The organism is Wolbachia endosymbiont of Cardiocondyla obscurior (assembly GCF_902713635.1).
Taxonomy (GTDB): domain Bacteria; phylum Pseudomonadota; class Alphaproteobacteria; order Rickettsiales; family Anaplasmataceae; genus Wolbachia; species Wolbachia pipientis.
This window is the reverse complement of sequence record NZ_CACTIU010000075.1, coordinates 1-5,044: the sequence shown is the minus strand read 5'-3', so window position 1 is coordinate 5,044 and position 5,044 is coordinate 1. Positions and strand designations below refer to the sequence as shown.

General features: G+C 36.5%; 5 protein-coding genes. 1 reads left to right on the top strand and 4 read right to left on the bottom strand.

What is annotated here, in order from left to right:
* Positions 1–82: 82 nt before the first annotated feature.
* From WOCAOBSORBRA_RS05425 to WOCAOBSORBRA_RS05410, 4 genes are all read right to left on the bottom strand, one after another.
* Entirely contained in the window at positions 83–1,486 is a 1,404-nt protein-coding gene (locus WOCAOBSORBRA_RS05425; RefSeq protein WP_174516094.1) for an NAD(P)H-dependent flavin oxidoreductase, read from the bottom strand.
* Positions 1,487–1,576: 90 nt separating this feature from the next.
* Positions 1,577–1,786 carry a hypothetical protein gene (locus WOCAOBSORBRA_RS05420; protein WP_174516093.1) on the bottom strand — a complete coding sequence of 70 codons (210 nt, stop codon included), beginning with the start codon at positions 1,784–1,786 and terminating at the stop codon, positions 1,577–1,579.
* Positions 1,787–1,837: 51 nt separating this feature from the next.
* Positions 1,838–2,425: a dephospho-CoA kinase gene (gene coaE, locus WOCAOBSORBRA_RS05415; RefSeq protein WP_174516092.1), complete on the bottom strand. Its 588-nt coding sequence runs from the start codon at positions 2,423–2,425 to the stop codon at positions 1,838–1,840.
* A gap of 312 nt (positions 2,426–2,737) precedes the next feature.
* Entirely contained in the window at positions 2,738–3,916 is a 1,179-nt protein-coding gene (locus tag WOCAOBSORBRA_RS05410; RefSeq protein WP_174516091.1) for a ribonuclease D, read from the bottom strand.
* Positions 3,917–4,049: 133 nt separating this feature from the next.
* Here WOCAOBSORBRA_RS05410 and WOCAOBSORBRA_RS05405 point away from each other — a divergent pair, with 133 nt between their 5' ends.
* Positions 4,050–4,448: a hypothetical protein gene (locus tag WOCAOBSORBRA_RS05405; RefSeq protein ID WP_007548550.1), complete on the top strand. Its 399-nt coding sequence runs from the start codon at positions 4,050–4,052 to the stop codon at positions 4,446–4,448.
* The last annotated feature ends 596 nt before the right edge of the window (positions 4,449–5,044 follow it).

The window sequence follows — 5,044 nt, the reverse complement described above, 5'->3', positions numbered from 1 at the left end:
TCCAGAACAATTTGATGCATCATTCTTTTTGTAAAAAACATTCCAAACTTTCTCTCCACTTTTTCTGGGTAAGGTCACTGACTCAATACCCAGTCAATATCCTTTCCACCAGTTCTTTTACTGCCGGTACGTAGCCATTCTCATAAAATGGATCTTGCTTAAATTTGTACACATTGTGCCCGGAAAACATGAGTTCGTTCTCAATATCACCATCGTGTATAACGTTTTGCAGTGTTTTTTGTATGCAAAAACTACGCGGATCTGGCTTTCGTCCTGTTGAATGGTCACCATGATCTTTCCAATTGCTAAACAAACAATGACTTAAGCATCCCATACAATTGATTTGATCTTGTCTTATCTCTGCAAACCTGCCTGGCGTCACAAAAATAACAGTTGTATCTGGAGTTTTCATTGCTTCTGTATACCCTGCTTTAGTCCATGTATTTGCCAGTTCTTTGTCTTTTGCAGTAAGGTAGATCTTTCTACCTCTGCTACCCATTGCAAATTCATTATTAAATTCTTCGCTAGCATTTTCTGAAAACTTTATTTGACGTGAATTCCGTTCCTGCAACTCACGTATGAAGTTATTTTTTACTGCAGATGAGTAAAACCCTGTTGGACTGAATTTATTTAAAAATACATCACCTTCTTCTAAAGTGAGTAGCTTCTTTTTCCACTCTGCAGAAATTGGGCTTTCTTTCGTCAAAAGTGGACGAGTGCCAAACTGAAAAGCTATTGGTCCAATTTGCAGATTGTCAAACCAATGTTCCCAATCTTTCAAATGCCACACTCCTCCTGCCATAACAATTGGTGTTTCTGAGAGACCGACCTCGTTCATGAAAGATCTAAGCTCTGCAACTCTTTCAAATGGAGCCTGTGGTAGCTCTGGGTCTTCACTGTTACTGAGTCCATTGTGCCCTCCAGCAAGCCATGGATCTTCATACACTACTCCACCAAGCAAATAGGAAGATATTCTTTGGTAAGTACGCTTCCATAATGCTTTAAAAGCACGCACCGATGAGATAATAGGGTAATAATAAACCTGATATTTAGCTGCAATTTCTCCAAGCCTATAAGGCATACCAGCACCGCAGGTAATACCATGAATCAAACCTTTCGCTCCTTCTAATATGCCATGAAGCACGCGTTCTGCTGCTCCCATCTCCCAAAGTACATTCATATGTACTCTTCCATGACCTTTTGATATTTCATTTGCTATTCTTGCCTGACTAATTCCAGCTTTAATACTATATTCAATCAATTCGCTGTGTTTTTCATTTCTTGTTCTGCCTTTGTAAATCAGCGGCACCAACTCGCCGTTATCATCAATAAGCTTAGCATTTGCACCAGAAAACGTACCCACAGCATCTGCTGCAGCAAATGCTCCGCTTGATCTCCCATCACTAACTGCAATGCCTTTACCACCTTCGATGATTGGCCACACTTCCTTTCCTGAAATCACTATCTTTTTTATCTTATTTTTCAAAACTTCCTCGCAATCTTTCACTCTATTTTACTTAATTACTAAAAAAATGATAGCTGTTTATTTTTTCTTGTATCATTAGAGCTTCTATAGCTACTCACGCTGTTGTAGTTTGAGAGCAGTTCCCACCGGAAGGGTGTCATTCCAGTGCTTGACACTGGAATCCAGTTTTTGATCAAAAATGTTGCTATAGTGCACAATCAATTTTCCTGGATCCAAGTAGTCTGGGCTACTTGGATGACACCATAGGGGGCTACTTGGATGACAGGGGAGGGAGGCTGCTGGGATCCTGACAACCGTCATCCCGCTGCTTGTTAGCGGGATCTAGAGATACCGCGGCGGTATGACGTAGAGCTACGTGTTTAGGTTTAATGAATCCACTATTTTTTTTACTTGAGAAAAAACATACTCTTTGCTTACACTGGTATCGATAATAAAGTCACTCATCTTCCTTTTCTCCTCAATAGATAACTGAACATTGAAGATTAAATTTAGCTTTTCTTTATCTATGTTGCGTTCGTTGAGTCTTTGAGCTTGCACAACGCTATCTGCATGAACAAAAACAATAAGGTCGCAATATAAATAAAATTTTGTTTCTAATAGAAGTGGCACATCTAAAACTAAAAGTTTTCTATCGATCTTTTTTTCCTTGGCAATAAAAAATTCTAATTCACGCAGCACAGCAGAGTGAACCAAAGATTGAAATTGTTTCCAATTTTCATCGTAGGCTAAGAAATATTTAGACAGTACTGTTCTATCTATTTCACCATTTACTACCACTCCAGGAAAATTTTTTTCTACATAACTTATTATGCTTTTATCCACTCTATAAAGTTGGTGTACAACAGAATCAGCATCAAATACAACAGCACCAAACTCTTGAAAGCAATTAGCTACAAAGCTCTTTCCTACCCCAATTCCGCCTGTTAGACTTATAATCATATAACAAAATACATTCGACTTCTTTTGAAACTATAGCTAAGGTTTCTCTATATATATTAACTAGATTTTCTAGATCCCAGTGTCAAGCACATAACTATACGAACATTGCAATTTGTAGGTGGTGTCATCCCAGTCTGGGATCTAGCTTTTTGGTAATTTTATCGAAAATGTTTGCTCGTTTACAATCAATTTTCCTGGATCGAAGTAGTCAGGGCTACTTGGATAACACCCTACTTAACCGTCATACCGCCGCGGTATCTCTTAGCCACTAACACGTAGCGGGATGACGATTGTCGATAAATCTAAGTTACTTTAGCAACAGTTATTCTCCACTAAATTACTCTGAATTTTGGTTATATTATTTGCGGATTTCACTGCTGAAATCTCAAATTTTGAGCTTGTGTTCAAAAATGATTCAACTGACCTGCCAAAAAAATCATATCTCCACCCCTTGAATAATTTATCTGTCTGTCTAGATATTGACCAGGTTAACTCATCTTTTGAAGAAACTAATTTCCTTGATATGTTACTTTCTTTACATTTACTATCTAAAATAATTGAGAGTATATCAAGTACAGATTTATCATAATTACTCGATAAGGTGTTGTTTTGCTGCATCCAATTTCTCTCATTTTCATTAAAAATATTCACAAACTCTAGTAAATCCGCATCTTTTATATTTTTTGTATTCCTCTTGAGATCATCTAAAATCTCATCAACATGCTCTACATTTTTTTCAATAAAATCAGCTATTACAGCATTATTGATTATTTTATTACGGTTCATATTATAGCGCTGTGCTAAGGTTTCTTGCCACTCACTAACTGCTTTAACAGTTAGTATCAATCTTGGATTTACTTCATAATTAAATTTAATCCTCTTCCATGCATCTTTTGGGCTATGTAAATACTTATTTATATCAACTATTGATTCCATCTCTTCTTGAAACCAACCCATCCTATTATTTTCTTCAAGTTTATTGCACAATATTTGGTATAGGTCATATAGGTGTACCACGTCGTTTATTGCATAATCTAACTGATCTTCGGACAACGGACGCCTTAACCAATCTGAATTTTTAGCTTTAATTTTATCCAGTGCTATTCCTTGATATTGCTCCACTACTTTTGAGTAACCAATAAAGTCATGATAATAATGACAAAACATAGCAGCAACTTGGGTATCAAAAATGGGAGTGGGAATACATTTAAATACAGTGAGTAAGGATTCTATATCCTGCCGGCAGCTATGAAACACTTTGGTTATCCCCTGATTTAGCATTATTTTCTTAATGAATGATAAATCAATTTCTGGCACTAGTGCGTCTACAATAAAACTCTTCTCTCCGTAAGAAATTTGAATTAACGATAATTTTGGGTAGTAGATTAAATTATTTCTAATGAACTCCGTGTCAACTGCTATAAATTTTGGCTTTTTTGCTATCAACCCCTCACATATGTCCTCCAGCTCCGACGTTGTATTAATTAACATATGTTTTTTATTCAGTGGTTCTACTTTACCACTTATATTAAATTTTGCAATTAGAGTCACTACGAAATTAGTAATGGAGCTTGCTAGTTACTTATAATATTATAAAGTGTTTGTTATGTAGTGGTGAAGTGTTATGGTAGATTTTATAGACCTTTTTCAAGGAAGTAAAGATTTTACGATGTGCATGCACAACGGTTCAGGGGATGCAATATATAATCGATGTATATCTGCTGTAAGAATGGACCCGCCATGTATGCATGGTGAATCTATTCAAGGTTTGTTTGAAAGTTCGTTTGAACAAGGTGTTGTGACTGTTAGAGTGAACTTAGACTTAGAAACTTTAAATGTAGTGGTATATAAATCTCCTCCAACTTCTGATAAGCTTGACGCATTTTCACTAGCATATCAAATAGACAGATATCACATAGATGAGAATACTATAGTTTTTGATGAGAAAGTAAATACAATAAAATTTGATATATCAAATCCTTTAAAACATAAATTTATTACATTTGAGATTTTTAAAAGATAAATTATAATTCTGGTTCATTTATAAAAGGCTAGACTTAACGTGCCAGGCAGGAATTAACTGAAAGAAAAATTGAAGTAGCAAGAATTGATCTAGTTTGATATTACTAATATAGTAAATCTCTGGATATATAATAAGAACTAGATTCCAGCGTCACGCGCTGGAATGACAGGGCTATAGGTATCATCCAAGTAGCCTCTTTCTTGTCATCCCAGTGTCCTGACACTGGTTTCCATCCAAAAGGGTGTCATTCCAGTCTGGAATCCAGATTGGACACTGAATTGGTGAGTGTAAAATTCTACGTCATACCGCCGCGGCGCTAACAAGAGATCCCGCTAACAAGCAGCGGGATGACGGTTGTCAGGCTAGCTGTCATCCGAGTAGCCTCCTTTTTTTGTCATCCCAGTGTCTGGGCACTGGGATGACACCCTACTAGCGGAAGTTACTCTCAAATGTTTGTTCATGTTAGCCACAAACATTAAGAAATTTACCAAATGAAAAAAAAGGCAAAAGAAGCCCTGTGGTTATTATCCGCTTTAAAATATTGGCGTTTTTTATGTTTTAAACGCTTGACAAGCGAGATTCAGCCGCTTTTAATT

Coding starts and splice junctions, on each gene's coding strand:
- WOCAOBSORBRA_RS05420 (WP_174516093.1), bottom strand. CDS start 1,786: ATGACGGTTGTCAGGATCCCAGCAGCCTCCCTCCCCTGTCATCCAAGT.
- WOCAOBSORBRA_RS05410 (WP_174516091.1), bottom strand. CDS start 3,916: ATGTTAATTAATACAACGTCGGAGCTGGAGGACATATGTGAGGGGTTG.
- coaE (WP_174516092.1), bottom strand. CDS start 2,425: ATGATTATAAGTCTAACAGGCGGAATTGGGGTAGGAAAGAGCTTTGTA.
- WOCAOBSORBRA_RS05405 (WP_007548550.1), top strand. CDS start 4,050: ATGGTAGATTTTATAGACCTTTTTCAAGGAAGTAAAGATTTTACGATG.